The organism is Rhodococcus sp. NPDC127593, from assembly GCF_042671975.1.
Taxonomy (GTDB): domain Bacteria; phylum Actinomycetota; class Actinomycetes; order Mycobacteriales; family Mycobacteriaceae; genus Rhodococcus_F.
The window spans coordinates 158023-183699 of the sequence record NZ_JBHXWI010000015.1 but is presented as its reverse complement, the minus strand read 5'-3'; the positions used below and the strand labels follow the sequence as shown (position 1 = coordinate 183699).

26 protein-coding genes are annotated in these 25677 nt (G+C 67.0%); 17 read left to right on the top strand and 9 right to left on the bottom strand.

The features are described 5' to 3' along the window. Nucleotides 1-211 precede the first annotated feature (211 nt). On the top strand, nt 212-451 hold the full coding sequence (locus ACFVJ3_RS16735; RefSeq protein WP_005237803.1) for a DUF6400 family protein: 240 nt from the start codon (nt 212-214) through the stop codon (nt 449-451). Between the two features lie 242 nt (nt 452-693). Here ACFVJ3_RS16735 and ACFVJ3_RS16730 read toward each other — a convergent pair whose 3' ends face one another. Continuing rightward, entirely contained in the window at nt 694-1476 is a 783-nt protein-coding gene (locus ACFVJ3_RS16730) for an IclR family transcriptional regulator (protein ID WP_378453091.1), read from the bottom strand. Between the two features lie 197 nt (nt 1477-1673). Between ACFVJ3_RS16730 and ACFVJ3_RS16725 the strand changes: the two genes are divergently transcribed. Genes ACFVJ3_RS16725 through ACFVJ3_RS16715 form a run of 3 tightly spaced genes read left to right on the top strand, consistent with a single transcriptional unit; the run spans nt 1674 to nt 4332 of the window. Continuing rightward, nucleotides 1674-2441 carry a CoA transferase subunit A gene (locus ACFVJ3_RS16725; protein ID WP_378453090.1) on the top strand — a complete coding sequence of 256 codons (768 nt, stop codon included), beginning with the start codon at nt 1674-1676 and terminating at the stop codon, nt 2439-2441. Next, nucleotides 2438-3100 carry a 3-oxoacid CoA-transferase subunit B gene (locus ACFVJ3_RS16720; protein WP_378453089.1) on the top strand — a complete coding sequence of 221 codons (663 nt, stop codon included), beginning with the start codon at nt 2438-2440 and terminating at the stop codon, nt 3098-3100. The genes ACFVJ3_RS16725 and ACFVJ3_RS16720 overlap by 4 nt, the downstream gene beginning before the upstream one ends. Before the next feature lie 32 nt (nt 3101-3132). Further along, nucleotides 3133-4332: an acetyl-CoA C-acetyltransferase gene (locus tag ACFVJ3_RS16715; RefSeq protein ID WP_378453088.1), complete on the top strand. Its 1200-nt coding sequence runs from the start codon at nt 3133-3135 to the stop codon at nt 4330-4332. Between the two features lie 36 nt (nt 4333-4368). Here ACFVJ3_RS16715 and ACFVJ3_RS16710 read toward each other — a convergent pair whose 3' ends face one another. After that, nucleotides 4369-5031 carry an enoyl-CoA hydratase-related protein gene (locus ACFVJ3_RS16710; protein ID WP_378453087.1) on the bottom strand — a complete coding sequence of 221 codons (663 nt, stop codon included), beginning with the start codon at nt 5029-5031 and terminating at the stop codon, nt 4369-4371. After that, nucleotides 5031-5666, bottom strand: coding sequence for a TetR/AcrR family transcriptional regulator (locus ACFVJ3_RS16705; protein WP_378453086.1), 636 nt, complete (start codon nt 5664-5666; stop codon nt 5031-5033). Before ACFVJ3_RS16705 ends, ACFVJ3_RS16710 begins: the two co-directional genes overlap by 1 nt. 153 nt (nt 5667-5819) lie before the next feature. Between ACFVJ3_RS16705 and ACFVJ3_RS16700 the strand changes: the two genes are divergently transcribed. From ACFVJ3_RS16700 to ACFVJ3_RS16685, 4 genes are read left to right on the top strand one after another with little or no spacing between them, the layout of a single operon-like run. After that, complete coding sequence (locus ACFVJ3_RS16700; protein WP_378453085.1) at nt 5820-7262, top strand: sugar porter family MFS transporter; 1443 nt, start codon at nt 5820-5822, stop codon at nt 7260-7262. 36 nt (nt 7263-7298) lie between these two features. Continuing rightward, on the top strand, nt 7299-7658 hold the full coding sequence (locus ACFVJ3_RS16695) for a universal stress protein (RefSeq protein WP_378453084.1): 360 nt from the start codon (nt 7299-7301) through the stop codon (nt 7656-7658). Nucleotides 7659-7666: 8 nt separating this feature from the next. After that, nucleotides 7667-8851 (top strand): Gfo/Idh/MocA family protein, encoded by a 1185-nt coding sequence (locus ACFVJ3_RS16690; protein WP_378453083.1) that lies wholly within the window; start codon nt 7667-7669, stop codon nt 8849-8851. A 1-nt stretch (nt 8852) separates the two neighbouring features. Then, entirely contained in the window at nt 8853-9854 is a 1002-nt protein-coding gene (locus ACFVJ3_RS16685; protein WP_378453082.1) for a Gfo/Idh/MocA family oxidoreductase, read from the top strand. Between the two features lie 6 nt (nt 9855-9860). On the opposite strand, the gene ACFVJ3_RS16680 is transcribed toward ACFVJ3_RS16685, so the two are convergent. The 3 genes from ACFVJ3_RS16680 to ACFVJ3_RS16670 all read right to left on the bottom strand — a co-directional run bounded on the left by ACFVJ3_RS16680 (nt 9861) and on the right by ACFVJ3_RS16670 (nt 12934). Beyond that, nucleotides 9861-10490, bottom strand: coding sequence for a nucleoside/nucleotide kinase family protein (locus tag ACFVJ3_RS16680; RefSeq protein ID WP_378453081.1), 630 nt, complete (start codon nt 10488-10490; stop codon nt 9861-9863). A gap of 62 nt (nt 10491-10552) precedes the next feature. Further along, a complete protein-coding gene (locus ACFVJ3_RS16675; RefSeq protein ID WP_378453080.1) occupies nt 10553-11179 on the bottom strand; it encodes a hypothetical protein in 627 nt (208 codons plus the stop codon). Between the two features lie 249 nt (nt 11180-11428). After that, nucleotides 11429-12934: an APC family permease gene (locus tag ACFVJ3_RS16670; RefSeq protein ID WP_378453079.1), complete on the bottom strand. Its 1506-nt coding sequence runs from the start codon at nt 12932-12934 to the stop codon at nt 11429-11431. A gap of 162 nt (nt 12935-13096) precedes the next feature. On the opposite strand from ACFVJ3_RS16670, the gene ACFVJ3_RS16665 reads away from it, so the two are divergent. After that, nucleotides 13097-13726, top strand: coding sequence for a TetR/AcrR family transcriptional regulator (locus ACFVJ3_RS16665; RefSeq protein ID WP_378453078.1), 630 nt, complete (start codon nt 13097-13099; stop codon nt 13724-13726). Nucleotides 13727-13735: 9 nt separating this feature from the next. Here ACFVJ3_RS16665 and ACFVJ3_RS16660 read toward each other — a convergent pair whose 3' ends face one another. Then, a complete protein-coding gene (locus ACFVJ3_RS16660; protein WP_378453077.1) occupies nt 13736-15349 on the bottom strand; it encodes an amidohydrolase in 1614 nt (537 codons plus the stop codon). A gap of 327 nt (nt 15350-15676) precedes the next feature. On the opposite strand from ACFVJ3_RS16660, the gene ACFVJ3_RS16655 reads away from it, so the two are divergent. From ACFVJ3_RS16655 to ACFVJ3_RS16620, 8 genes are all read left to right on the top strand, one after another. Beyond that, nucleotides 15677-17044, top strand: a complete 1368-nt coding sequence (locus ACFVJ3_RS16655; RefSeq protein ID WP_378453076.1) for an MFS transporter — start codon at nt 15677-15679, stop codon at nt 17042-17044. A 21-nt stretch (nt 17045-17065) separates the two neighbouring features. Beyond that, the gene (locus ACFVJ3_RS16650; RefSeq protein ID WP_378453075.1) at nt 17066-17710 is read left to right on the top strand and encodes a GntR family transcriptional regulator; all 645 of its coding nucleotides are present in this window, start codon (nt 17066-17068) and stop codon (nt 17708-17710) included. 17 nt (nt 17711-17727) lie between these two features. Next, nucleotides 17728-18540: a carbon-nitrogen family hydrolase gene (locus ACFVJ3_RS16645; RefSeq protein ID WP_378453074.1), complete on the top strand. Its 813-nt coding sequence runs from the start codon at nt 17728-17730 to the stop codon at nt 18538-18540. Further along, nucleotides 18537-19214 carry a DUF2848 domain-containing protein gene (locus tag ACFVJ3_RS16640; protein ID WP_378453073.1) on the top strand — a complete coding sequence of 226 codons (678 nt, stop codon included), beginning with the start codon at nt 18537-18539 and terminating at the stop codon, nt 19212-19214. Before ACFVJ3_RS16645 ends, ACFVJ3_RS16640 begins: the two co-directional genes overlap by 4 nt. A 1-nt stretch (nt 19215) precedes the next feature. After that, nucleotides 19216-20673: a pyrrole-2-carboxylate monooxygenase subunit gene (locus tag ACFVJ3_RS16635; RefSeq protein ID WP_378453072.1), complete on the top strand. Its 1458-nt coding sequence runs from the start codon at nt 19216-19218 to the stop codon at nt 20671-20673. A 6-nt stretch (nt 20674-20679) separates the two neighbouring features. Beyond that, the gene (locus ACFVJ3_RS16630) at nt 20680-21027 is read left to right on the top strand and encodes a cupin domain-containing protein (protein WP_378453071.1); all 348 of its coding nucleotides are present in this window, start codon (nt 20680-20682) and stop codon (nt 21025-21027) included. Nucleotides 21028-21034: 7 nt separating this feature from the next. Next, nucleotides 21035-21559: a flavin reductase family protein gene (locus tag ACFVJ3_RS16625; RefSeq protein ID WP_378453070.1), complete on the top strand. Its 525-nt coding sequence runs from the start codon at nt 21035-21037 to the stop codon at nt 21557-21559. Nucleotides 21560-21836: 277 nt separating this feature from the next. Further along, nucleotides 21837-22529, top strand: coding sequence for a GntR family transcriptional regulator (locus ACFVJ3_RS16620; RefSeq protein ID WP_378453069.1), 693 nt, complete (start codon nt 21837-21839; stop codon nt 22527-22529). Nucleotides 22530-22644: 115 nt separating this feature from the next. On the opposite strand, the gene ACFVJ3_RS16615 is transcribed toward ACFVJ3_RS16620, so the two are convergent. Beyond that, a complete protein-coding gene (locus ACFVJ3_RS16615; protein ID WP_378453068.1) occupies nt 22645-23793 on the bottom strand; it encodes an ABC transporter ATP-binding protein in 1149 nt (382 codons plus the stop codon). Nucleotides 23794-23805: 12 nt separating this feature from the next. After that, nucleotides 23806-25611: an ABC transporter permease gene (locus ACFVJ3_RS16610; protein ID WP_378453067.1), complete on the bottom strand. Its 1806-nt coding sequence runs from the start codon at nt 25609-25611 to the stop codon at nt 23806-23808. Between the last annotated feature and the right edge of the window lie 66 nt (nt 25612-25677).

The window sequence follows — 25677 nt, the reverse complement described above, 5'->3', positions numbered from 1 at the left end:
GCGACAAGATCACCATCACCCTCGAGATCGAGGCCGGCCTCCAGGCCTGACCCCACCCGCACCACGCGCCCCGTCATCCACCCGGATGGCGGGGCATTTCGTCGTTAACACGACGCAACACTTTCAATCGACGTGATCCAGGTCATTGTGATCTTGGGCGGGCTCGAGTGACTCTCTTCGGCATCGGCGACTGCGAAACGAAGGTGACCACATGGGTAGCGACTCCGAACTCTCGTTCGCGCTCGACCTCACGCTGGACGAGGCGCGGCGGCGCACCGCCGTTCTCGAAGCGATCGGCGAGGACTGGGACCCCGTCGCCGTGCTCGCGGAGGAAGAGCGGGCGTACGACATGCTGTACTCCGGTCTCGACCCCGAGCAGCAGCGAATCTACGACGAGCTGGTGCAGGCGGGTGTGCTCCCGGATCGGACGGTGGGCCGTGTTACCGATTGATCCGACCGCGGACTTCTCCCGTCGCGCCTGGTTGCCCTGCCCGGGCTGCGACCACGGCTCGGACTGCCGCGACTGCGGGTCCGGCCGCAACTGCGACCGGCATTGGCAGTACCTGCTGAGCAATCAGGGCACCCACGTCCACCTTCAGTGCCCCGACTGCACCCACCTGTGGAGTATCGACACCCGCCACGGGCGACCGCAGCGACGGCGGAAGGCTGCGTAGGCGCGGTTCCACCTCATACTCACCCCCGACCTCGCGGCCGGTCGGCAAGCAGTTGGGTGAGCCGGTGCGCCTCGCGGAGGAGGAGTTCTCCCAGTTCGCGGCGGCGCTCCTCGCGGAACCGGCTTTCCACACCCGTGATGCTCAATGCCCAGGCCGGTGATCCCTGGGCGTCGAAGACGGCGGCGCCCATCCCCCAACTGCCCTCCACGAGCAGTCCGGGATTCACGGCGTATCCGTTCAGGCGTGTCTCCGCGATCCGCTCGGCGATCTCGTCCCGCCTGTGCTGCGTTCCCCACTCGCCGGTGACGTCGGCGCGCGTCAGGTAGTCCGCGACGTCGCGGTCCGGCATGTGGGACAGGATCACCAGTCCCGCCGACGCCACCCCGAGCGGTAGGCGGATGCCGACGTACAGCACGTGGGAACGCAGCGGGAAGCTGCCCTCCTCGCTCGCGATGCAGACGGTTTCGTCGCCGCGGCGGGCGGACAGGAAGGCGCTCTCGCCGGTCTCGCGGGCGAGATCGCGGAGGATGTCGCGGGAGCGGTCCGTGATGTCGTACCGGCTGGCGGCGAGCGAGCCCAGCAGGTACAGCTCGGGCCCCAGCGACCATTTCCCCGACTTCTGATCGCGGTCCACCAGTCCCTCCTCGGCCAGCGAGACGAGCAGGCGATGCACGGTGGGGCGGGCGAGACCCGTCTCTCGCGCCAGGGCGGACGTCGAGGATCCCGACGACTCGAGGGCCGCGATGGCCCGGAAGAGGGATCCCACCCGTCGAATGACCTGCGGCCGCTGCGCGTCGTCCATGACCGCAGTATACGTTCACTCAGTGAACGCTATGCGGCGTGACGTCCAGACCGCGAGCACTGTGTCCGGATCTCTTGAAATGCACAAAGCGACCCCTTTTAGTGGAACAAAGCTCGTCGCACGGAGGCGTTCACCAGGTGGACGATTCGATGCGGAAGACGGTATCGCCGGTACGGCGGCCAGGAGAAAGGATGCACATGGGATCGAGAGTGTTCGACACCCCGGAAGAAGCAGTCGCGGACGTGTCCGACGGCGCGTCGATCGCCGTGGGCGGGTTCGGCCTGTGCGGAATCCCCGACTCGCTGATCCGTGCGCTCGCCGACTCGGGTGTCGGCAACCTCGAGGTCTTCTCCAACAACTGCGGTGTGGACGACCACGGGCTCGGAATTCTGCTGGGCGCCCGCCGGATCCGTCGTGTCACCGCGTCGTACGTCGGCGAGAACAAGGAATTCGCCCGTCAGTACCTCTCCGGTGAGCTCGAGGTGGAGCTGACCCCGCAGGGCACGCTGGCCGAACGTCTCCGGGCGGGCGGCGCGGGCATCCCCGCGTTCTTCACCCCCGCCGGTGTGGGAAGCCCGGTCGCCGACGGCGGACTGCCCTGGCGGTACGCCGCCGACGGTTCCGTCGCGCTCGCGTCGCCCCCGAAGGAAACCCGCGTGTTCGGCGACAAGCGTTATGTCCTCGAACTCGGCATCACCGCCGACTTCGCACTGGTCCACGCACTGCGCGGCGACACCGCCGGGAACCTGGTGTTCGACAAGTCGGCCCTGAACTTCAACCCCCTCGCGGCGATGGCCGGGAAGGTGACTATCGCGCAGGTCGAGGAACTCGTCCCCGCCGGCACCATCGATCCCGCCCAGGTGCACCTGCCCGGGGTCTTCGTTCAACGCATCGTCGAGACCGGACCCCAGAACAAGCGGATCGAGAAGCGGACAGTCAGCAGCACGGAAGGAGCCACTCGATGACCGGCACCAACGGATGGACACGTGAGCAGATGGCCGCCCGCGCGGCCGCGGAGATGGTCGACGGCGAATACGTCAACCTCGGCATCGGACTGCCGACGCTCATTCCCGGATACCTCGGCACCGACGTCACGGTGACCCTGCATTCGGAGAACGGAATCCTCGGCACCGGGCCCTACCCCACCGACGAGAACGTCGACCCCGACCTGATCAACGCCGGCAAGGAGACGGTCACCGTCAACGCCGGTGCCGCATTCTTCGATTCCGCGCTGTCATTCGGCATGATCCGCGGCGGCCACATCGACACCGCCGTCCTCGGTGGCATGCAGGTCTCCCGCACCGGCGACCTCGCCAACTGGATGGTCCCCGGCAAGATGGTCAAGGGCATGGGCGGCGCGATGGACCTCGTGCACGGCGCGAGCCGCGTCATCGTCCTCATGGAACACACCGACCGGGACGGCAACCCCAAGATCATCGACGCCTGCACCCTGCCTCTGACAGGCCAGGGCGTGGTCAACCGCATCATCACCAACCTCGCCGTCATCGACGTGGTCGGCGACGGCACCCTCGCTCTCCGTGAGATTGCCCCCGGCGTCACCGTCGACGAGGTCGTCGCCGCCACCGGAACCCCCCTCGAGATCCGCGAATCCGCGCTCGTCTGAGCGACATTCGTCACGACACCAAGGACACTCCCATGACTTCTCGCACCAGGTCCGTCATCGTCGCCGGAGCCCGGACCCCCGTCGGCCGGCTGACGGGTTCGCTCGCGTCACTCTCCGGATCCGATCTCGGTGGCATCGCCATCAAGGGCGCCCTCGACAAGGCCGGGGTGGCACCCGAACTGGTGGAGTACGTGATCATGGGGCAGGTCCTCACTGCCGGCGCCGGTCAGATCCCGGCCCGGCAGGCCGCGGTCAACGCGGGCATCCCGATGTCGGTGCCCGCCTTGACCGTCAACAAGGTGTGCCTGTCAGGTCTCGACGCCATCGCGCTCGCCGACCAGTTGATCCGCGCCGGCGAATTCGATGTCGTCGTCGCCGGTGGGCAGGAGTCGATGTCGCAGGCCCCGCACCTTCTCCCGAACTCGCGGAGCGGTTTCAAGTACGGCGACACCACCCTCGTGGACCACCTCGCCTACGACGGCCTGTACGACATCTTCACCGAGCAGGCGATGGGTGCGCTCACCGAGGACCGGAACGCGAACACCGACAAAATCGGTCGCGAGGAGCAGGACGCCTTCGCCGCCGCCTCACATCAGCGTGCCGCGGCCGCGTGGAAGAACGGGCTCTTCGACGATGAGGTCGTTCCCGTCACCATCCCGCAGCGCCGGGGCGAGCCGCTCGTCGTCTCCGAGGACGAGGGCATTCGCGCCGACACCACGGCCGAGTCGCTGTCGAAGCTGCGGCCCGCCTTCAGCAAGAACGGCACCGTCACCGCGGGTTCCGCGTCGCAGATCTCCGACGGCGCGGCCGCCGTCGTGGTGATGAGCAAGGCCAAGGCCGAGGAGCTGGGACTCGAATGGCTCGCCGAGATCGGCGCCCACGGCGTCGTCGCCGGACCGGACTCGACGCTCCAGCAGCAGCCCGCCAATGCCATCGACAAGGCGTGCACCCGTGAGGGACTCGAGCCCTCGGCCCTCGATCTCGTCGAGATCAACGAGGCCTTCGCCGCCGTCGGCATCGAGTCGACCCGGCAGCTCGGACTGGACCCGTCGAGGGTCAACGTGAACGGCGGCGCCATCTCCATCGGGCACCCGCTCGGCATGTCGGGGGCACGGGTCGTGCTGCACCTCGCGCTCGAGCTGAAACGACGCGGTGGTGGAACCGGCGCCGCGGCTCTCTGCGGCGGCGGCGGACAGGGCGACGCCCTGATTCTCCACGTCCCGGGCGAGTGACCATCACTCTTGCACAATAGGTTTTGCGTCAACGGGTCATGATCGGCCCGACGCGAGCGCGGCGACGGCCGGCGCGAACATGGTGGACTTGATCGCGCCGAGCGTGCCGGCGTCCTTCCCCGCGAGCGGCGCGATCAGGTCGACGGCGGCACCCAGGACCGCGCCTTCTGGCGCGGTCCCGTCGACCAGCCCACTCGTGTGCGCGTCGGGGCCGCCGTAGCGGCGGCCGGTGGTCATGGCGGTGATCGCGGTCTGCGGTGTCAGCTTGGCCTGGATCAGCGCAGCCATCCCCGGCGTGAACGGAATGTGGATGTCGACCTCGGGGAAGCAGTAGTACCCGCGGTCGGACCGCATCACCCGGTAGTCGTGGGCGATTCCCAGCATGGCGCCGGCACCGAACGCGTGCCCGTTGACCGCCGCCACCGTCGGCAGGGGGAGCGTCAGAATCCGGCTGAACAGGGCCTGCACGCGTCCGATGTACCAGTCCGCGCGGTCGCCGTTGGCCATCAGCCAGTCCAGGTCGAGGCCATTGGAGTAGAACTTCCCCGTGGCTGTGGTGACCAGGGCCTGCGCGCCGTGTTCGTGGGCGTCGTCGAGGAGTCGGTCGACGGTGTCGAGCCACTCGGGGGAGAAACGATTCTCGTCGTCGCCGAGGTCGAGGACGGCGATCGTGTCCCGGTAGGTCAGGGTGGCGGTCATCAGGAACCTTTCGTGTTGCTGTCGTGACGTTTCCCCGGGGACGGGGGGTCGAGAGTGAGGACGGCGCGGACCGCCGTCTCCAGGCGTCTGCGCATGGCGCCGTCCGGTTTTCGCCGGGCGTGCAGTAGCAGTCCGGTGGGGAGCCCGACGACGCACGCTTCGATCACTTCGACCGCGCGACCGTCCTTGCGCCCCCACACCGCCAGCGCCAACCGGACGAACAGTTCGACGAGGACGGAGTCGAGGCGCGACAACTCGGCGGCGACGTCCTCGGGGACTTCGGAGCCGAGTAGTTCGTCGCGGCGCACGGTGAGAAGAAGTCGCGACGACTGCGGGAACCGCTCGGCGAAGACGGCCGGGGTGTCGGCTGCCGCGACGACGGCGTCCACGGGACCACGCCCCAGCGCCTCCTCGACCGATTCCTGTTGCAGGTCGAGAAACCGGTGTGCTGCCCGCAACCATGCGCGCCCGACGAGCCCTCCCCGCGAGCCGAATGCGTGGTAGATGGCCCCGTTCGACATCTCCGTGGCCGCGGCGACCGCACGCAGGGTCACCGCGCTCGGTCCACCCTCGACTGCCAGCTGTTCGGCGGCATCGAGCGCGTCGTCGAGGTCGTGGACTCGTGGCCTGGGCATATCCGGAACGATAACAGATCGTGCGTTCTATTACTCGTGGGTAGGAGGCGGTAGATCGCGCTGTGGGAATCGCCCGATGGTTGGCTTGCCGTTGTGCCCCGAGTCACAATGGGTTAGCTTTGTTCGGACATAAACACATTACGTGTTCTGTACATGGAATACGTCGAGGAGATGTTCATGGCCAGCGATCTCACCCGAACTACCGCCCCGTCCCTGCCTGCCGACGCCCCCGGGCGGCACTCGCACAGACTCGGCATCATCGCCGTGGTCGCCACCTTCGGCGGCCTGCTCTTCGGATACGACACCGGAGTCATCAACGGCGCACTCGAACCGCTCAAGGAAGACCTCCACCTCACCTCGTTCACCGAAGGCCTGGTGGTGAGCATCCTGATCTTCGGTGCCGCGATCGGCGCTCTGGTCGGCGGACGGATGTCCGACCGGTTCGGACGCCGGCACAACATCCTGGTGCTCGCGATCATCTTCATGATCGGGACGATCGGCTGCGTGCTGTCCCCGACGTGGGAGGTGCTCGCACTGTTCCGCTTCATCCTCGGCCTCGCCGTCGGCGGCGCCTCCGCGACGGTGCCCGTCTACCTCTCCGAGATCTCTCCCACCGAACGGCGCGGCAGCGTGGTCTCCCGCAACGAGGTCATGATCGTCGTCGGCCAGTTCGCCGCATTCGTGATCAACGCCCTCATCTTCAACCTCTGGGGTGAGCACGAGAACGTCTGGCGCTTCATGCTTCTGGTCGCCGTCACTCCGGCCATCTTCCTGTTCGTCGGAATGCTGCGGATGCCGGAGAGCCCGCGCTGGTTGATGTCGCAGGATCGGCACGACGAAGCGCTCGCCGTGCTTCTCCAGGTTCGGTCCCCGGAGCGGGCACGTGCCGAGTTGGAGGAAGTCCGGGCGCTCGCGGAGGAGGAGAAGCTCTCGCAGACCGGCGGGGCCGCGGACCTGTCGGTGAAGTGGATCCGCCGCCTCATCTTCATCGGGGTCGGCCTCGGCGTGTTCCAGCAGGCCACCGGCATCAACTCGGTGATGTACTACGGCACCCAGCTGCTCGGCGACGCCGGATTCTCCTCCAACGCCGCCATCGTCGCGAACACCCTCAACGGTCTGTTCAGCGTGCTCGGCGTCCTCACCGGCGTCGCCCTGATCAACCGGATCGACCGTCGGAAGATGCTCATCGGCGGCTTCACCCTCACCACCACGTTCCACGTGCTCGTCGGCCTGTCCGCGTTCCTGCTGCCCGACGGCACCCTCAAGGCCTACCTGATCCTGACGTTCGTGGTGCTGTTCGTCTTCTCGATGCAGGCCACGATCGGCCCCCTGGTGTGGCTGATGCTGTCGGAGATCTTCCCGCTAAAGATCCGCAGCTTCGCCATCGGCGTCTGCATATTCGCGCTGTGGATCGCCAACGCGCTTGTCGCGCTGCTCTTCCCACCCGTCGTGGCCGCACTCGGAATCGGTGCGACCTTCTTCATCTTCGCGGGCCTCGGCGTACTGGCTCTCATCTTCATCACCACCCAGGTTCCGGAAACCCGTGGCCGCTCCCTCGAGGAACTCGAAGACCAGTTCCGGCGCGAGTACTCGTGACAGTCGCCGCACCGTGCCCCCTGAAAGGTTGATCCCATGACAGTGCTCGTAGCCGTGACCGACTCCTCCGAAGGATCACACGCCCTCCTGGCCGGCAAGAAGGAAGCCGCGATGCTGGGCACCGACCTCCTGGTCGTGAACCTCTCCCTGACCGAACCCGAAGACGTGCACACGCTCGCGGACGACGGCGTGACCGTCCTCGACCGCATCGGCCGTGGAGACCGCGATCCCGCGACCGCCGTGCTCGACCTGCTCGACGAACGACCCGGCATCGAACGCCTCGTGATCGGCGTCAAACGCCGCAGTGCGGTCGGCAAGGCCCTGCTCGGCAGCGTGAGTCAACGCCTCATCCTGCAGTCCCCGATCCCGGTTCTCGCGGTCAAAACCCCTCAGTAGGAGCCCAGTTGAGCAAGCAAGGAAGCCTGCGCCTGGTCGCGGGCATGGTCGGCGGCGGGCAGGGCGCCGACATCGGCAAGACCCACCGCTACGCGATGCGCCTCGACGATCGATACGACCTGCACGCGGGGGTCTTCGGGCGAGACCGCGCGTCGTCGGCGCGGATCGCCGAGAGCCTCGGCGTACCGGCTGACCGTACCTATCGCGACTACCGGGAGATGGCCGAACGGGAATCCGCCCGCGACGACGGCGTCGACGTGGTGGCCGTGACCACCCCGAACGACAGCCACTTCGACATCGCGCGCACGTTCCTCGAGGCGGGCATCTCGGTGGTGTGCGAGAAGCCCCTCACCCCTGACTCGGCGTCGGCGGCGGAGCTGGTCGCGATCGCCGAATCCTCCGGCGCTATTCTCGCCGTCCCGCACTGCTATTCGGCGTACGCGATGGTCCGGCACGCGGCCCGGATGGTGCGCGACGGCGACCTCGGGCGGATCCGATTCGTCGCCGTCGAGCACGCGTCCGGTTGGGCCGCGACAGCCGTCGAACTCGGCGAACACCGGCAGGCACGATGGCGCACCGACCCCGTCGTCGCGGGATTCCCCAGCGTCGTCGGCGATCTCGGCACCCACGCCTTCCACCTCCTGCGGTACGTCACCGGACTCGAAGCCACCAGGGTGTCGGCCGTACTGGACACCCTCGTCCCCGGACGGCGGGTGTTCGACAACGCCACCGTTCGGCTCGCCCTCTCCAACGGGGCACCCGCGACACTGTGGGCGAGCATGGCCGCCACCGGCAATGAGCACGGCCTACGCATCCGGGTGTTCGGCGACACCGCGAGCATCGAATGGCGGCACGAGGACCCACACCACCTGACGGTGCGCGATCTCGACGGCGGCACGACGATCCTCGCGCAGGGGATGCGCACGCTGTCCGAGGACGCCGACCGGCTCACCCGCCCCGGCCTGGGACATCCCGAAGGCTTCCTCGAGGCGTTCGCGAACTTCTACCGCGATCTCGCGGACGAACTCCGCGCCCGCCGCGACGACACACCCACCACCATCCGCGATCTGTCCTTCCCCACCGGACGCGACGGGCTGATCGGCGTCCAGTTCGTCGAGGCGACGGCCGCCTCCCACGCCGCCGACTCCGCCTGGGTCGTTCCCGCTTTCGCACACGACAAGGTCGGTATCTGACATGCAGCGATTCGCCCTCATCGGAGCCGGATTCATCGGCGGAGTGCACGGCGTCAACCTCGCCGCGCACCCCGACGTCGACCTGGCCCTCGTCTTCGACATCGATCTTTCTCGCGCGACGGACCTCGCCAAGCGGCACGGCAGCCGTGCGACCACCGATCTCGCGGAAGTCTTCGACCCCGCGGCAATCGACGCCGTCTTCATCGCGTCGTCCACCGACACCCACGCCGAGCACCTTCGCGCCGCCGCGACGGCGGGGATCCCGGCCCTGTGCGAGAAACCGATCGATCTCGATCTCGCGCACGCCGTCGACATCGTTCGCTTCGCCGACACCCGATCGCTGCTGGCGATGGTCGATTTCAACCGCCGCTTCGACCGCGACTACGCCGAACTCCAGCAGGTGGTGGCGTCCGGCGAGATCGGTTCGGTCGAGCTGATCCAGATGACCAGCCGCGGTCCGGCGATGCCGCCACTCGAGTACATCGCGGTCTCGGGCGGACAGATGCGCGACCAGACCGTCCACTTCTTCGACCTGGCCCGGTGGATCTCCGGGCTCGACCCCGAGTCCGTCTTCGCGACCGGATCCACGCTCGCCGAACCCCGCCTCGCCGAGTACGGCGACGTCGACACGTCGGCAGTCACCCTGCGTCTGCCCGGCGGCGCACTCGTCCAGATCGACTGCACCCGGCGGATCGGCTACGGCTACGACGAACGCATCGAGGTGCTCGGTTCGACGGGCATGGTCGAAGCACGACGTCAGCGCGCCGGATCCGTCTCCCGTTACAGCGCCGGCCGCGTGGTCGACGACGGCCTGCACGCGGGATGGTTCGAACGGATCAGGGGCAGCTATCGCACCGCGCTCGACCACTTCGTCGATGCTCTGGAAAACGGTGCCGCCATCGGCCCAACCCTGTCGGAGGCGCTGAAGGCGCAGGCGATCGCCGAAGCCGCGACGCGCTCACTCTCCAGCGGCCGGATGGAGCCGATCGAGTACCCGGCCTGAATCCGGTCACACCGGGTCGCCGAGGACGACGACGTCGGCGCGGTCACGGCCGGGCGCGACCAACGCGGTGTTGCGCTCGTCGCTGCACTGCACCCACTTTCGTGCGTCTTCGGGCGACTTGCCGAACAGGACGTGCCGCTCGACAAGCCGGGAGACCCGCTCCTCGTCGTCCGGGGCGAGGAACCACGCCTCGGCGAGCAGGTCACGCACCCTCGTCCACGGCTGCTGGTCGAGAAGCAAGTAATTGCCCTCGGTGATCACCAGCGGAACATCCGGCGGGACGGCGATCGACCCGGCGTAGGACTCCTCGACGTCACGGTGGAACTCCGGGGCGTACACCGTCTCGCCGCCGGGTTCACGCAGCCGGTGCAGCAGCGCCACGTAGCCGGCGGCGTCGAACGTGTCGGGTGCGCCCTTGCGCCCGGCCCGGCCGAGGCGGGCCAGTTCCGCACCCGCCAGATGGAATCCGTCCATCGGCACCACCACCGCGGACGATCCCAACGCCGCCAGCACTGCCGCGGCCACGGTGCTCTTGCCCGAGCCCGGCGGTCCCGCGATCCCGAGAATGCGGCGCGTGCCCGGCTCGGCGAGCGCCCGGGCGCGCGCAACGAGTCCCTCGAGTCGACCGTCGTCCATAGGCAGACCGTATCCCCAGACACTTCGCGGCGTACGCACCCGGCGCCCGATGTCACAGAGGGTCAGTCGGATTGGACCGCTGTGACATTGGGGTTGCCCGCTGACTGCGTGGGCGGGACCTGCGAGCTGGGTGCGTCCTCCGTCGGGGCGGACCGCCACGTCGTCCCGAGCACCGCACTGATCAGCCAGTCCTGCACCACGACCAGGATCAAGGTCATGAGGCAGCCGTAACCGAAGATCACGAGGAGCCACAGCAGGGTCAGTCCCGGTTCACCGGCGGAGAGCATCGGGGTCAGCAGCATGACGAGCAGCGACTCGATCAGCCCCAGCAGCACCGCCGGGACCACTCCGAAGGGGGTGCGTCCCAGCAGGATCGGGTGGACCGACAGGATCAGAAATATCACGAGGGCCACGCCGACCCCCATCATCAGCTCGAACGGCACCCCGGGCAGGGCGGCCTTGACGAGCAGGAACAACCCGGCCCAGCCGACGCCGCACGCGAAACTCGCGAACATCCCCAACAGAGCTTTCGGCGGCGCCTGGAGGGTGAAGAACAGCATCACCGGAAGGATCAGCATCGCGCTGTACGGGGCGAAGGGGGTGAGGCCCTGGAACGGGATCATCAGAATCGAGATGAGGACGGCACCGAGCACCGCCTGGATCAGGATTCCCTTGGTCTGTGAAGACATGGTGGTCCGCTTCTGTCGATGGTCAGGGATGAAATGGGTCAGACAACAGTGCGTCAGTTCACACAACAGGGTGTCAGTGATGTAGGCAACAACATATTCATTCGCACGACACGTTGTCAAGAAACATTTCATGGCGTCCACCGAGTGGTGGCGACGAAAACGCCCAGGCCACCGACGCACGAACGCCCAATGTCACAGTCGGTCAATCAGACTGAACCGCTGCGACATTGGGCGATCGATTTGGTGAGGTTAGGTGGCTTTGCCGGGCGGGATCGGGCTGTTGCTCACTTCTTCGGGCAGGACCACGGGTTCGGCGTCCACGTCGGTGGTTCCAAGCTGTGCATAGAGGTCGGGGTTGCGCCGCGCGAGTCGCGTACCGAGCACCAGCCCGATCGCCAGGCTTGCCGGGGTGACGGCGACGAGGACGGTGTTCACGGCGGGTCCTGCGGCAGTGAGCAAGTCCATCTTGGCCACGATCAACCACGTCGCGTAGCTCAACATGGCGAGGGCTGCTGCGGGGGCCACCCGAACCCTCCAGACCGAATGCCCGCGGCGATCCCGCCAGAAGAATGCGAGAACGGCTGCGGCTGCCATGGCCTGGAGTACGACGATGCCGACGACGCCGGGCGAATTCACCCAGAGCAGGAGCTGGAGGTAGGGGTCGGCGCCGGCGAGCGCGAACACGACGATCACGACCATCGCAAGGAGGCTCTGTACGGCGCTCGCCACGTACGGCGACTTGTAGACGGGGTGCAGTGTGCCGAGGACCCGGGGCAGTACGTGCTCGCGCGACAACGCGAAGGTGTAGCGGGTGATCGCGTTGTGGAATGCGAGCAGGCTGGCGAGGATGCTCGTGATGATCAGCAGTTCCATGAGCGTGCTCGCCCAGCCACCGACGTAGTTCTCGATGGCGTCGAAGTACATTGCGGCGGGATCGGAGGCTGCGAGCGCGAGCGCCTGATCCGGGCCGTAGGCCTGGATGACGATCCACACCATGAAGGCGTAGAACAGGCCGAGGAATGCAACCGCCAGGTAGGTCGCCCGGGGGATCGTCCGGGCGGGATCTTTCGCTTCCTCCCGATACAGGGCGGTCGCTTCGAACCCGATGAACGCGGCGAACGCCAGAGTCAGCACCCCACCAAGGCCGGGGCTGAACACGTGGGCGGGAGCGAACGAATCGACACCGAGCCCCTCGGCGCCGCCCCGGAGAAGCACGGCGGCTGCGAGCAAGACGAGGATCCCCGTCTCGGCGGTGAGGAGCAGGATCAGGAACCGTGCGCCGACATGGACCGATCGCGACCCCAGGAACCAGATGAGCCCGACGCCGATCAGCGACCACAGTCCCCACGGAAGGTCCAACCCGACCAGATCCGCCATGGTGGATTGGGTGAAATACCCCAGCGCACCGAAGATCCCGATCTCGAGAGCGTTGTAGGAGACGAGGGCGAGTACCGCGGCGGCGAGACCCCATCGGGGGCCGAGTCCGATCGAGATGTATGAGTAGAAGGCACCCGCGTTGTGGATGTACTTGCTCATCGCGGTGAAGCCGATCGCGAACACGCCCAGTGCGAGCCCGGCCAGGATGTACCCGCCGGGCGCCCCGATGCCCGCGACGTTCAGGGCCAGGGGAGCCACCCCCGCCATCACCAGCAACGGTGCGGCAGCGGCCACGACGAAGAACACGATGCCGGAGGTGCCGAGGGCGCCACCTTCCAGCTGCGTGCCGGAGGCGGGTCCGGGTGCGGATTTATTCATGAGGAACTTCTCCAGTCAGGGCAAGGGCGCGACGGCGGGGAAACCGGGGGCGCGGATACGCGACGAGGTTCTAATCGAATGTGTTTCGATTAGACTAGAGCGTTGTGACCGGCGCCACAAGGGCATAATCGAATGAATTTCGATTGGAAGGTGGGTGCACCGATGGGCAGACCTCGCGTCGCACGCCTGGACCGCGAACGCATCGCGGAGGCGGCTCTCGAACTGGTCGATCGTGACGGTGACTTCAGGATGCCGGATCTGGCCCGGCACCTGAACGTGCAGGTGTCGTCGATCTATCACCATGCCAAAGGCCGCGCGGCCGTCGTCGAACTTGTTCGCCACCGCGTCGTCCGGGAAATCGACGGATCGGCGTTCGAGCGCCTGCCCTGGGACGAGGCCTTCTCCGAGTGGGCCCGGTCGTATCGGGCAGCGTTCAGCCGGCACCCCACCGCCATCCGCCTCCTGGCCACCGAGACGGTGCGCGATCCCGGTTCGCTCTCGGTGTACCACTCGGCGGCGGCCGGCCTGCGCGACGCCGGCTTCCCCGACGACCACATCATGGCTGTCATCACGGCCGCGGAGAATTTCCTCCTCGGGGCCGCGCTGGACGCGGCAGCGCCGGAGGTCATGATCGAAGCGGATTCGTCGACGACCGACGATGCGCTGACCCGGGCGCTTGCCGCCGCACCCCGCGGCCCGGAGAGGGCCGAGCAGGCGTTCGAACTCGGCCTGGCGGCTCTGCTGGCGGGCTTTCGCAACCTCCTCCAGGAATGCGGCGCGGTGCAGCGGTAGCGCCGGACCTCAGTGAACCTGCATGCCGCCCAGCCAGGTTCGGGTCACGGCGAGCTCGCTGAGCGCCTGCGCGGACGACAGGTCGTAGGGGTCGACCGGCAACTGGATCATGTCGGCCCGCATTCCCGGCCGGAGGCAGCCCCACAGGTTCTCCTCGAATCCCTGATAGGCGACGCCGGCGGAATAGGCGGTGAGGGCCCGTTCGAGGCCGACGCGTTCCCTCGGCAGCCAACCTTCCGTCGGTATGCCGGACGAGGTCTGGCGGTGGATCGCGGTGGCGATTCCCGTGATCGGCTCGTAGGCGGTGATGGGCCAGTCACTGCCGAATGCCACCCGAGCACCTCGCTCGGTGAGGGTTCCGATGCGATATTGCTGTGCGCCCCGTTCGTCCCCGATCCGTGGAATCGTCAATTCCGTCATCAGGGCGTCGAGTTGAGCCCACAGCGGCTGGAAGTTGGCGACCGCCCCGAGGGACGTGAATCGGTCGAGGTCGTCGCCGTCGACCAACTGCAGATGCGCGATCGTGGCACGCCGATCACGCGGACCGTTGCATCGGTCGACGTACTCGATGGCATCGAGCGCCATGCGCACCCCCGCGTCGCCGATGGCATGGATGTGGATCTGGAACCCCAGCCGGTCCACTTCGGCCGCGGCCCGAGACAGTTCGTCCGTCGTCCAGTTGCTGATGCCATGGGAGTGCGGACAGTCCGTGTAGGGCGCCAGAAGCGCTGCCGTACCGGCCTCGATCACCCCGTCGGCGAAGAATTTGACCGTTCCGGCCCTGACCGCGTCGCCGCCCCGTTCCTCGACCTTCCGCCGCGCCAGGGCGAACGCCTCCCGGTCGGCCTCCCAGCTCTCCGGGGTGGCACGAAACGCGAGGTTGGCGCGGGTCGACAGTCGCCCGCGGTCCGCGGCGGTCAGCCAGACCTCGACGTCGTCGAGTTCGGTCCACGCATCCTGCACCCACGTGATGCCTGCGGCGGCAAGCATCTTCGACACCGTCGCCAGCGCCTCGACCCGATCGTCGAGGGTCACCTCCGGCACCAGCGCGAGAACCGGATTGATCGCACCCCATTCACGCAGAGTGCCGAGCAACTCACCGTCGGCCGTCCGCACGATCTCTCCGCCGGCCGGATCCGGGGTGTCCCGGGTCAGTCCGGCGCACCGCAGCGCCGCACTGTTGACCCACGCGGTGTGATGGTCCATCGTGCGCAAGACCACTGGCCGGTCCGGGACCACACTGTCGAGCCATCGGGCCTCGAAACGGCCGCCCTCGGCGAGCGTCGGAGAAACTCCGTCCCCGAATACGCAACCGGCTCCAGGGTTCTCGTCCGCCCACCGGCGCACTTCGAGCAGGACCTCGTCGACGCTGCCGCAGTCGCGAATCGAAGCGCCGCGCAAACCGAGCCCGCCCATCAGCGGGTGGACGTGCCCGTCGCCGAACGACGGCAACAATGCGCCCCCACCCAGGTCGATCAGTTCGGTGCGGCTCGACTGCAGGGCACGAGCCCGCTCCCCCAGCGCGACCACGCGGCCACCGGCCACGGCGAGCGCGTCGGTGACGGGACGGTCGGAATCACCAGTGCGCACCGTGCCTCCAACGACGAGCAGTTCGGCGTCCACGGGACCTCCTTCAATTAATCGAATTTGATTCGATTAAGCTAGGTCGTGGGCGGGCCGGCGTCAAGAGTTGCCCGGTCGCGAGGCGGAAAACGAGAGTTCGAGCCCCTCTTGCGGATCGTAGACCGGTCGTATACAACTGGTGTACAGCCTTTTCGTGATCGGCTTCACAGTCGGATGAAGGCCAGAAAAAAGCGGGCTCGGCAGCTGTTGGAGCAGCCACCGAGCCCGGGCAGCACCATCTGCGCGACCGTTCGAGTCGCCTACTTGGAGGTAGGCGCAAGGACGTGCAGCTCGTCACGTAGCGACGATTCGACCTAGGAGTCGACTATGGCAACCGCCAACGACAAATCTATCAATCGCAGACCCCACACCAGCCTGCCCGTCATTGCAGGTTCGAGCCTCGCCGGTACCGCAGTCGAGTGGTACGACTTCTTCCTGTACGGAACAGCGGCGGCGCTGGTGTTCAACAAGCTGTTCTTCCCCACCGAAGATCCCCTGGTGGGCACCATGCTCGCGTTCGCCACCTACGCGGTCGGCTTCGTGGCGCGACCCCTCGGTGCCGCGGTACTCGGGCACTACGGGGACGTCAAAGGCAGGCGGGCCACGTTGATCGCCAGCCTGATGCTCATGGGAGTGTCGACGTTCCTCATCGCCTTCCTGCCCACCTACGCCTCCATCGGCGTCGCCGCACCGTTGCTCCTGGTGCTTCTGCGGCTGGTGCAGGGTTTCGCCCTCGGTGGCGAATGGGGTGGCGCAGTCCTGCTGGTCTCCGAACACGGCGATTCGAAGAGGCGGGCGTTCTGGTCCGCCTGGCCCAATCTCGGTCCGCCGCTGGGCAACCTGCTGGCGGCCGGGGTACTCGCCGTCCTCGGTTCCGTGCTGTCGGAGGACGCGTTCCTGTCCTGGGGATGGCGGATCGCCTTCGGGCTGTCGGCCCTGCTGGTGATCATCGGTCTGGTGCTGCGGCTGTACGTCGCGGAGACCCCGCTGTTCGAGCAGTCCCGGGAAACCGCGCCCGCCGAGAAGAAGGGCATGCCGCTCGCCGCGGCCGTCCGGGGACACTGGCGCCAGATCCTCCTCGCGGCGTTCACCCGCTTCGGCGAGAACGCCGGCTTCTACATCTTCTCGTTGTTCGTCATCACCTACATCACCCAGATCCTCGAACTCGAGCGCAGCACCGGATTGAACGCCGTCATGATCGGTATGGTCGTCGCCCTGGTGACGATCCCGATGTTCGCCGTGCTCGCCGACCGGATCGGCCGACGACCGATCTACATCGGCGCGTCCGCCGCCACCATCGTGTGGGCGTTCGTGTTCTTCGCTCTGCTGGACACGAAGAATCCGGCGGCGATCACCCTGGCGGTGGCGGTGGGACTGCTGATCTTCGCGGCCTACAGCGCCGTGATCGGCGCGTTCTTCTCCGAACTGTTTCCCACCGAGGTCCGGTACTCCGGAGTGTCGCTGGCCTACAACCTCGCGTCCGTCCTGGCCGGCTCGCTGGCCCCGATCATCGCGATCGCGCTCTACACCCGGTTCGGCACCGGATACGCCATCGGTGCCTACCTCGCCGCCATGGGAGTCATCTCCCTGATCGCCTCACTTCTCACGCGGGAAACGCAGTCCGTGGATCTCGCGGCTGTGGGCGACGAGGCGATCTCCCGGACACCGGAAACGCCGGCGCCCGTCCACTACTGACTCTCCTCGAAGGGGCAAGCCATGACGACATCGAAGACCACCGGAGCAACGGCGCCGGAGTTGGCCTACGAGTGGCTGAAGAACACCATCATCACCCTGCCCCGCGACGAGGAGATGTTTCTGTCCGAAGCGCAGGTCGCCGCGTCGTCCGGAATCTCCCGAACCCCCGTGCGCGAGGCGCTGTTACGTCTCGAGGCCGAAGGCTTCATCCGGCGAGTGCCTCACAAGGGCGCCTTCATCCCGGCGTTGTCCGACAGCGACGTCGAAGCCATCATGCAGGCCCGCCGGGTGGTCGAGGAATGGTCGGTCACCGAAGTGGCGCCCCAGCCGGGCCTGGTACCGGACCGGCTCCGCATTCTCCTGGACCTTCAGGAGAACGACACCGACCCGGTCGACTTCATCGCGCACGACCTCGAATTCCACACGGCCATCATCCGTGCGGCCGGCAACCCCCTGATGAACAACTTCTACAGCTCACTGCGGGACCGTCAGATGCGGATGGGTATCCGCATCGTCATGGCCGACGAAACCCGCAAGAAGCAGGTTCTCGTCGAGCACCACGCCATCGCCGACGCGATCGCGGCAGGCGATCCCCAGGCCGCGGTACGGGCGGTGCGGGAACACCTCGACACCACCCTGCGGTCAATGAAACGGCCGAACATCTAACGGCACGAAGGAAACCCATGAAGATAGCCCTGGCTCAACTGGCCAGCCCCGATTCCGAGACCCCCGCGCATCGACTCGAGCGCGTACGCAACCTCCTGACCGGACTCACCGAGCGAGTCGACCTGATCGTTCTGCCCGAGCTGTGGCGCGTCGGATACAACCACTTCGACGACTACTCCTCGGCCGCGGAAACCCTCGGCGGCGGTACCGTCCAGGTTCTGGCATCCGTCGCCGTCGAACGGCAGTGCTACATCCACGCCGGCAGCATCGTCGAACAGGGCGAGGAGGGCAGACTGCGCAACACGGCGGTCCTGATCGGCCCGGACGGACAGATCCACCACCACTACAGCAAAGTTCACGTGTTCGGATACGACTCCCTCGAAGCGCAGCTTCTGCAGCCGGGGACGCAGATCCACACCACCGACACCCCGTTCGGCCCGATCGCCGCCACCACCTGTTACGACCTGCGGTTCCCCGGATTGTGGACCGAATTGGTCGCCGCCGGAGCGCAACTCGTCATCGTGCCCGCGGCCTGGCCGAAAGCCCGCAGGGAGCACTGGCGGCTGCTGACCTCGGCCCGCGCCGTCGACAACCAGGTCTTCGTGATCGCCTGCAACGCCACCGGCACACACAATTCCGTCGAACTCGGCGGCCACAGCCGGATCGTCGACCCGTGGGGAACGGTGATCGCCGAGGCGGATTCGTCCGAGGGCATCACCATCGCCGAGATCGACCCCGGCGTTGTCGACCGCACCCGCGCCGAGTTCCCGGTCCTGAGGGACCGGCTCGACGACTACAGCTTCCTCAACCGCAGAAAGGTCCTTTCATGACCGGCGCCACCACGGAGGTGCTCACCTTCGAAACCCTCGATTCCTCCGAGATCCTGCGTTTCGGCGCCGGCCGAACCCTGGTTGCCGGATACACCGGCCGCGACGAAGCGGCGGTGCAACATCACATCGACGAACTCGCTGCCATCGGAGTCGCACCGCCGGCACAGGTGCCGATGTTCTACCCCGTCGAAATCGCGACGATCACGACCGCGACGCAGGCCCCCGTCACCGGCGCCCACACCTCGGGCGAGGTCGAGCCGGTGATCCTGAGGCACGGCGGGCGGTACTACCTCGGTGTCGGCTCCGACCACACCGACCGCCAACTCGAGACCGTCGACATCGGTGACTCGAAGCGGGCGTGCCCGAAGCCGGTATGCCCGGCCGTCGTCGAGATCGCCGACTGGGCGTCGTTCGACTGGGACGCATGCCGGGCCCGATCGTGGGTCGACGGGGTCCTGTATCAGGACGGCACCCTGGCCAATCTCCGTACACCGCACAACCTTCTGCAGATCTTCGCCGACCGACTCGGCGACACCGGCGAGGACCTGCTCTGCTTCGCAGGCACCCTGCCACTGCTCGACGGCAAGTTCACCCCCGGTCACCGGTGGGACCTCGAACTCACCCTGCCCGACGGCCGAACCCTGACCCACTCCTACACCACCGAAGGACACTGACATGCGCACCGGAGCCGACTACCTGGCCTCCCTGAACGACGGGCGCGTAGTGCTCGTCGACGGGGAGAAGATCGACGACGTCACCACCCATCCGGCCTTTGCCCCCGTGACCCGGACAATTGCCGAGATGTTCGATCTGGCCGCGGACGAGGCCAACGGCATGCAGTACGTCGCACCCGAAACCGGGAACGCGGCCAATCGGGTGTTCTCGATTCCCCGGTCGCGCGAGGAGCTCGCGCAGCGGCGGGAGGCGATCGAGCGGTGGGCGAAGCACACGCACGGCTGGATCGGTCGTAGCCCCGATCATGTGGGAACGTTCCTCGCCGCGTTCGCCGCGCATCCCGAGGTGTTCGCGGCCGAGGGTGGGCACGACTTCGGGGCGAATGTCTCCGAGTTGTACCGGCGCCTGCTCGACGAGAACCTCTACGTCTCGTACGCGATCATCCCGCCACAGGTCTCGCGCGCGACGACGGCGTCGGGCTGGGAGGGCGAGTACCTGCAGGCCGGCGTGGTCGAGGAGACCACCGAGGGTCTGGTCATCCGTGGTTCGCAGATGCTCGCCACCGGCGGAGCGATCGCCGACGAAATCTTCGTCTCGTGCATCAAGCCGCTCGGCCCGGACGACAAGGACTTCGCCGTCGGGTTCGTGGTCCCGGCCAACGCCCCCGGTCTCAAGCAGTACGTCCGCCGCCCGTACATCCCGGCCGCGACGAGCTCGTTCGACTACCCACTGACCTGCCGCTACGACGAGCCCGACTCGCTCCTCGTCTTCGACGACGTCCTCGTACCGTGGGATCGCGTGTTCGTCGACCGCGACACCACAGGTGTCCGCCGTCAGTTCTTCGAGACGGGCGCCCACGTTCTCGGCAACTGGCAGGCGCAGATCCGCTTCGCGACGAAGCTGGAATTCATCGCCGGCGTTGCGCGTCGGGTCACCCAGGTCAACGGGGTGGACAAGATCCCCAGCGTTCAGGAGAAGCTCGGCGAGCTCGCCGCGCTCGTCAGCGGGGTCCGTTCCGCGGTGCTGGCCGCCGAGTACACCGCCGAGCCGGATTCGGCCGGGATGTGGTTGCCGGGCAGGCAGGCACTGTACGGGTCGATGGGCCTGCAGTCGGAGATCTACCCGCGAGTGATCGCGATCCTGCGCGACCTCGTCGGCGGCGGTGTGCTGCAACTCCCGTCGAGCGTCAAGGACCTCACCAGCCCGCTGACGTCCCGGGACATCGAACACTACGTCCAGTCCCCCGGTGTGCCGTCCGAGGAGCGCGTCAAACTCTTCAAGCTGGCCTGGGACATCATCGGCTCCGAATTCGCCGGACGACACCAGCAGTACGAAATGTTCTACGCCGGAGCCCCTTTCGTGGTGAAGGGCGCGTACACGTACCGCAACTACGACTACGACAGCGCCGTCGCGGCAGTGCAGCAGTTCACCGACGGCTACAAAGCGGAAAGCGAGTAAACCATCATGGCCAAGCCCGAATTCGAATTCTTCCCCGTCACCGGCGTCGAGTGGACGGTATGTCCGGGTGACGATCCGAAGATCACCGAACGCATCCTCGCCAAGGACCCGGACGGCAACGTCGCCACCCGGATCCTGCGGTACGAACCCGGCGCCGACTCGACGCCGATGGGCGTGCAGAAACACGACTTCTGGGAGGAGGTCTACATCGTCGAGGGGTCGTTCACCGACCTGACCCTCGGCGAGACGTTCACCGCGGGAATGTACGCCTGCCGGCCGCCCGGCATGCCGCACGGCCCCTGGAACACGGACGAGGGCGTTGTCACCTTCGAAGTCCGGTACCACAGTAAGTAGGCCCACGATGACCCTTCCGGCATTCCACGCCCCCACCCCGACGGACATGCGACGCAGCATGGGCCGGTTCACCACCGGGGTCGCCGTCGTCAGCGCCGACGACGGCGACGGCAGCCCCAGTGCCATGACGATCAGCTCTCTGACCTCGATCAGTCTGGACCCGGCGATCCTGCTCGTCTCGCTCACCCACGGCTCCCGCACCACCGAGGCCGTGGAGGCCGCGGGCTCGTTCGCCGTGTCCGTCCTCGGCTCCCGTCAGGAAGCTGTCGCCCGCCGCTTCGCGACGCGGGGCGGCGCCCGATTCGACGACCTGCCCTGCGATCGCAGCCGCTCGGGTCTGCCGCTGATCAAAGATGCTCTGGCCCAGCTCGAATGCAGGGTCCACAGCGCCCACGACGTCGGCGACCACCGCGTCTTCTACGGCGAAGTCACCGACATGCGCTGCCGGGAGGGCACCGGCCTGGTGTTCTACTCGGGGCGGTTCGGCGACTTCCACGACTTCGGTCACGACGAGGTCCCCTGGTTGTTCTGATTCGGCGAACGTGCTCGCCGGCGCATCACTGACGGTGCGCCGGCGAGCACGTGCATTTCGGGGTCGGGTTTCTCGTGGGCCGGAGGGTGCGAATTGTGCAACAATGTGGACGTCAGTACGGACTAGTTGAGGCAGGAAGGGAAAGTTTTGCTGCCCTCTGACCGCGTTCACATCGAGCGCTCGATACGCAACCGGTAATATTGTTGTACAACATCACGTGGGAGGCTGTGCGTGACGCGTCGCCCCTCAGATCCACGACTACTCGAGGTGACACACCATGGTGCTAGCGACGGGCACGGGCCCGGGCAACGACAGCCCGGATTCGGGTGCCAACCGGACATCGCAGGCTTACCACGATCTGCGCGCTTTGATCCTCGCCGGTCACTATGAACCGGACTCACGCCTCACCGAATCGGAGCTCACCACGCAGCTCCAGGTCTCGCGCGGGACGATCCGTTCCGTGCTCGCGCGCCTCGCGCAGGAGGGCTACGTCACCGCCGAGGCGAACCGCAGCGCTCGCACCCGCTCGTTCTCGGTGGACGAGGCGGTCGAGATACTGGAGACCCGCGCGGTGATGGAGGCAGCGCTGGCGGCGAAGGCCGCCGAACGCGCCACCGATACGGACATCGCCGCGATGACCGAAACCTGTAAGCGCATGTGGGACTGGCAGGTACCGGGTGGGCGCGAGGAGTACGCGAATCTCAACCGCAAGTTCCACGAACAGGTCAAGCGGGCGGCGCGGCAGGCCACGCTCACCAGGTTCGTCGACAGCCTGCTGTACCCGCTCGTCATGCAGCAGTACCGCGACGCGGACCGCGAGCAGCCGCGGACCGACTCCGTCAGGGAGCACGAGGCCATCCTCGCCGCGATCGTCACCCACAACCCGGAGGCCGCCGCGGCGGCGATGCGGCATCATCTGTCGTCGGCCCGGCGGGCGCTTCAGCTGAAGTTCCCCCCGCCGGCCGACTAGTCGTCGCCGCGAGGACCTCCAGGCGGCTCGTGGGTGCGCCACGACACCCGCTCCGCCCGGAGGTCCTCGTCCACTCAGCGCAACACGCCGACAGCACTCTCACGAGTTACGGCAGTTACGACCACAGCGCGACCGTCCACGCTGGGTCCAGGACAACGGTCACATCGTCGCCCGGGCGAGCATCGAAGTGCGCACCGGCGTGGGCGCGGAGCACGACGTCCCCGACGGCGACGACCATCTCCTGGCGATCTCCGAGGTACTCGGTGGTCATGATGCGCGCCGGGAACCGATTGGGGCCCTCGGCCTCCCGTGACGCAGTGACGACGCGGATGTTCTCGGGCCGGATGCACACGGACATCTCCTGGCCGGCGGTGGGCGGTGCGGGTGGGGTGGTGAATCGCTCGCACCGCACTACCCCGAGGGTCGTTTTGGCGTCGACCACACGGTCACGGGGGCCGGCCGGCCGGTCGAGCACTCCGGGGATGAGGTTGGCACTGCCGACGAAGTCGGCCACGAACCGTGTCGCCGGGGAGTCGTAGATCTCGCTCGGCGAGCCTATCTGCTCGATTCGGCCACGGTTCATGACGACGATCGTGTCGGACATGGCGAGGGCTTCGCCCTGGTCGTGCGTGACGTAGATGGTGGTGACGCCGAACTTCTGCTGGAACGACCGCAGCTCGGCGCGCAGTTGTGAGCGTAGCTTGGCGTCCAGGTTGGACAGCGGTTCGTCGAGCAGCAGGACCTCCGGCTCGCACAACAGAGCGCGGGCCAGCGCGAGCCGCTGCTGCTGGCCGCCGCTGAGTTGGGTGGACCATCGGTCGGCGTACTCCGACAGCCCCACCTGTTCGAGCATTGCGAGGACACGGCGCTGCGTCTCGGGGCGGGGGTGGGTCTTTCGGCCGTATCGGAGCGGGAATGCGGCGTTGTCGAACACCTTCATGTGGGGCCAGATCCCATAGGACTGCGGCACCATGGCGATCGGCCGGGAGTCGGGAGGGACGTCGCGACCCGCGGCGGCGGAGAAGACGGCCTTCCCGTTCATCCAGATCTCGCCGCCATCAGCGGTCTCGAGTCCGGCGAGGCAGCGCAGCGTGGTCGTTTTTCCGCAGCCGCTGGGTCCCAGCAAGGTGAAGAAGCTGTTTTTCGGCACGGCGAAGCTGACATCGTCGATGACGCGGTTCACCTCGCCGCTGTCGTGACGGGTGAATTGTTTCTGCAGACCGGAGATCTGTACGGAATGGTCGGTAGCAACGAGTTTCTGCATGTTCACGACACCTCAGATGTGTTTTTGGACGCCACGGCGGTTGACCCACCAGACGGAGACGGCGGAGACGGCGAGCAGGAGAACTGCGAGGGCACTGGCCTCGGGATAGTTCGCGCTCTCGCCGATCATGTCCCACAGGAGCACCACGACGGTGCGGTTGTCGGAGCTGGACAGCAGCAGCGCGATGGGGAGTTCGCCCAGGGAGTGGGCGAACACCCACAGCCACGTGCTCGACACCGCGGGGGCGACGAGGGGGAAGATCACCCGGCGCAGCACGACACCTTTCGACGCACCGGAGACGCGTCCCACCTCTTCGAGTCCTTTGTCGAGCTGGAGCAGTGCCGTCTGAATCATGCGTGACCCGCGCGGGACGTACCGGGTGGTGAACGCGATGATGATGATCCAGATCGTCCCGTAGATCGGGAACGGCAGGTACAGGTACAGGAACAGCACCGCCATTCCCAGTACCACGGCGGGGATGGCGAAGACCAGGAACGAAATATCGAACAGAGCCCGGCCGATGCGTCCGCCGCGGCTAGCGGCCAGCGCCAGCCACAGGGCGAATCCGGCGGTCAGCGTCGCCGTGACCAGGCTGATCACCAGGGTGTTGATGACCGCTTGGCTCAAGCTCGGGTTGGTGAAGATCGCGGTGTAGTTGGCGAGGCTGAGCGCACCCAGATTGTCCAAGCTGATCGGCTGGAGGTACGGGGTCAGGCTCGTCCAGACCAGGGTCAGGATGGGCACGATGATCGCGACGAGTACGTAGAGAAAGACGACGGCGAAGATCGGGATGCGCCAGCGTCCCAGCCGCACCGGCGTGGACCGGTACCCCTTGCCCCCCACCACCTGGAACCGGTGCGACTCGCGGGTCTGGCGCCGGTAGACGGCGATCATCACCAGGGACAGCAGGACCAGCATGATGCCGTAGGCGCTGGCCTGGCCGTAGTTGGCGAGACCCGACGGCGGCTGCAGCGAGGCCTGGATGAGGCTGCTGAACACGTAGATCTGGTCCGGCATTCCGAGGATGGCCGGGATCGCGAATTCCTCGAGCGCGATGACGACCAGCAGCATGCTGGCCGCGGTGATTCCCGGCATCGTGAGGGGCAGAACCACCTTGCGGGTTCGTGTCCACCATCCGGCGCCCGACGTGGCCGCGGCCTCCTCGAACTCGAGGTTGAGCCGGGCGAACGTCGGCGCGAGCATGATGTACATGCCTGGCACGCCGAAGATTCCGGCTACCAGGATCATGCCTGGCAGCGAGTAGATGTCGATGGTGAACCCGAAGATCCGCTCGATGACGACGGCGATCGGGCCGTTGGTGGGGTTGGCCGCCAGCACCCAGGCCACTGCCATGACCGTGGCCGGCACGGCCATGGGGGCCAGTGTGCTCGGCGCGAGGAATCGGCGACCGGGGATGTCGGTGCGTTCGAACAGGTAGGCCAGGCTGACACTGATCACGAGAGCCAGGCCCACGGTGCCGACCACGAAGATCAACGAGTTGAGCGCGACTTCGACCAGGCGTTTCGACGAGAAGATCGCGGTGAAGTTGGCAAGCGTGAACCCGGGGACCTGGAAGGGCAGCTTCGTCTCGCTGTCCTTGAGACTGCTGAACAACAGCATGCCCAGGGGAAAGAGCATGAGATAGGCGATGATCGCGCCGATGACGATGTTGACGCCGATCAGGACACGGTCCCGCCGGTGCGGGTGTACGTCGGTGGGCTCAGGGCGGACGCCGGTTCGCTGAGGGCGTGTGCCGGTGGGCGGGCGCGTGCCGGTGGGCGGGCGTCCGCCGGTGGAGAGCGGGGTGCCGGACTGCATCGCTGAAGTCTCCAAAGGTGAGGGGATAAAGTCTTCTGCTGCCCGTCGGGCAGCGGTGCGACGGTG

Coding starts and splice junctions, on each gene's coding strand:
- ACFVJ3_RS16735 (WP_005237803.1), top strand. CDS start 212: ATGGGTAGCGACTCCGAACTCTCGTTCGCGCTCGACCTCACGCTGGAC.
- ACFVJ3_RS16730 (WP_378453091.1), bottom strand. CDS start 1,476: ATGGACGACGCGCAGCGGCCGCAGGTCATTCGACGGGTGGGATCCCTC.
- ACFVJ3_RS16725 (WP_378453090.1), top strand. CDS start 1,674: ATGGGATCGAGAGTGTTCGACACCCCGGAAGAAGCAGTCGCGGACGTG.
- ACFVJ3_RS16720 (WP_378453089.1), top strand. CDS start 2,438: ATGACCGGCACCAACGGATGGACACGTGAGCAGATGGCCGCCCGCGCG.
- ACFVJ3_RS16715 (WP_378453088.1), top strand. CDS start 3,133: ATGACTTCTCGCACCAGGTCCGTCATCGTCGCCGGAGCCCGGACCCCC.
- ACFVJ3_RS16710 (WP_378453087.1), bottom strand. CDS start 5,031: ATGACCGCCACCCTGACCTACCGGGACACGATCGCCGTCCTCGACCTC.
- ACFVJ3_RS16705 (WP_378453086.1), bottom strand. CDS start 5,666: ATGCCCAGGCCACGAGTCCACGACCTCGACGACGCGCTCGATGCCGCC.
- ACFVJ3_RS16700 (WP_378453085.1), top strand. CDS start 5,820: ATGGAATACGTCGAGGAGATGTTCATGGCCAGCGATCTCACCCGAACT.
- ACFVJ3_RS16695 (WP_378453084.1), top strand. CDS start 7,299: ATGACAGTGCTCGTAGCCGTGACCGACTCCTCCGAAGGATCACACGCC.
- ACFVJ3_RS16685 (WP_378453082.1), top strand. CDS start 8,853: ATGCAGCGATTCGCCCTCATCGGAGCCGGATTCATCGGCGGAGTGCAC.
- ACFVJ3_RS16680 (WP_378453081.1), bottom strand. CDS start 10,490: ATGGACGACGGTCGACTCGAGGGACTCGTTGCGCGCGCCCGGGCGCTC.
- ACFVJ3_RS16675 (WP_378453080.1), bottom strand. CDS start 11,179: ATGTCTTCACAGACCAAGGGAATCCTGATCCAGGCGGTGCTCGGTGCC.
- ACFVJ3_RS16670 (WP_378453079.1), bottom strand. CDS start 12,934: ATGAATAAATCCGCACCCGGACCCGCCTCCGGCACGCAGCTGGAAGGT.
- ACFVJ3_RS16665 (WP_378453078.1), top strand. CDS start 13,097: ATGGGCAGACCTCGCGTCGCACGCCTGGACCGCGAACGCATCGCGGAG.
- ACFVJ3_RS16655 (WP_378453076.1), top strand. CDS start 15,677: ATGGCAACCGCCAACGACAAATCTATCAATCGCAGACCCCACACCAGC.
- ACFVJ3_RS16650 (WP_378453075.1), top strand. CDS start 17,066: ATGACGACATCGAAGACCACCGGAGCAACGGCGCCGGAGTTGGCCTAC.
- ACFVJ3_RS16645 (WP_378453074.1), top strand. CDS start 17,728: ATGAAGATAGCCCTGGCTCAACTGGCCAGCCCCGATTCCGAGACCCCC.
- ACFVJ3_RS16640 (WP_378453073.1), top strand. CDS start 18,537: ATGACCGGCGCCACCACGGAGGTGCTCACCTTCGAAACCCTCGATTCC.
- ACFVJ3_RS16635 (WP_378453072.1), top strand. CDS start 19,216: ATGCGCACCGGAGCCGACTACCTGGCCTCCCTGAACGACGGGCGCGTA.
- ACFVJ3_RS16630 (WP_378453071.1), top strand. CDS start 20,680: ATGGCCAAGCCCGAATTCGAATTCTTCCCCGTCACCGGCGTCGAGTGG.
- ACFVJ3_RS16625 (WP_378453070.1), top strand. CDS start 21,035: ATGACCCTTCCGGCATTCCACGCCCCCACCCCGACGGACATGCGACGC.
- ACFVJ3_RS16620 (WP_378453069.1), top strand. CDS start 21,837: ATGGTGCTAGCGACGGGCACGGGCCCGGGCAACGACAGCCCGGATTCG.
- ACFVJ3_RS16615 (WP_378453068.1), bottom strand. CDS start 23,793: ATGCAGAAACTCGTTGCTACCGACCATTCCGTACAGATCTCCGGTCTG.
- ACFVJ3_RS16610 (WP_378453067.1), bottom strand. CDS start 25,611: ATGCAGTCCGGCACCCCGCTCTCCACCGGCGGACGCCCGCCCACCGGC.